The sequence below is a fragment of the Methylobacterium sp. B1 genome (assembly GCF_000333255.1).
In the GTDB taxonomy this organism is placed as follows: Bacteria; Pseudomonadota; Alphaproteobacteria; order Rhizobiales; family Beijerinckiaceae; genus Methylobacterium; species Methylobacterium fujisawaense.
In genome coordinates, this window is the sequence record NZ_BACT01000903.1 from 1 (window position 1) to 953 (window position 953).

A 953-nucleotide genomic window follows, 5' to 3' on the forward strand; every position below is an offset into this window, starting at 1 on the left:
CAGCGGATTTTTGCGTCCGTTAGGCCGGCAGATTAGATCTAATATCATTTTCTATGAACTGATCGGGAACGAGGCGGCGAACCTGTAATGGATGTTCGAAGCGTTCGCGGCAGTCGTCGAACTTATGAATAGCGCAGGCAGCCGATAGTTAACCGGACGGACGTGAGGCGAGCGTTGCAAGTGGGTTGCCGTTTGCGCCTTTGATTGACGCAAAATCGGCGTACGGCTGTCGGTTACATCGTCGCGCAATCCCTATTTCACAGACATCTCTCGATCCGCCAATTATTGGCAACCGTGTCCGAAACTTTGGGCCGTGCAAGACGTCCATCGGCAACGGGCAGCGCCCTAGGATGGAATTAAGCGCTACGACGCTTGGGACCCCTCGCTCGCACTTCCTTTCGATTGCGGTCCACTTACTAGATCAATGAGTGCTGCGCTATGGACCTGCAACGCATCTCGCCGCCGCTCACGCAGGCGCAGAAGCTCACCGTCGTGACGGTCGACGCGCTGAAGCTGCACCAGCGCGTCGACGAGGATGACGGCGACGCGCTGATCGGCGACCTGATCGAGGCGGCCTTCGACTACCTGTCCGGGCCCGAGGGGCTGCTGAACGGCTACTGCATCCTGGAGGAGAGCTTCGAGCTCTACGTCGACACGCTCGGCGCCCGGCTGGAGTTGCCGATCCGGCGCTTTGTGGACGGCGACCTCGTCAGCGTGGAGCGGTTCGACCTCACCACCGGCGCGTATGCGGACCTCGATGTTGGCCTCTACACCGTCGTGCGCGAGGACGACTTCGGTGTGATCGCCAGCCTGTCGGGCCGGGCGCTCGGAGAGCGGGAGCGCATGTGGTGCGGCCTGGACTGGAACGCCTGGGCGGCGCGCTGGGCCCTCGCGCCGGTCCCGCAGCCGCGGCTCTACCGGATCGGGTTCGCCGCCGGCGCAAAGTCGCCCGA

Annotated in this window: 1 protein-coding gene; it reads left to right on the forward strand. The window is 62.7% G+C overall.

Annotated features, from left to right (window positions below; translation table 11 throughout):
* Positions 1 to 438: 438 nt before the first annotated feature.
* Positions 439 to 953 (forward strand): head-tail connector protein (locus tag I53_RS25640; protein ID WP_043356136.1); only part of this gene is annotated, 515 nt, incomplete at its 3' end.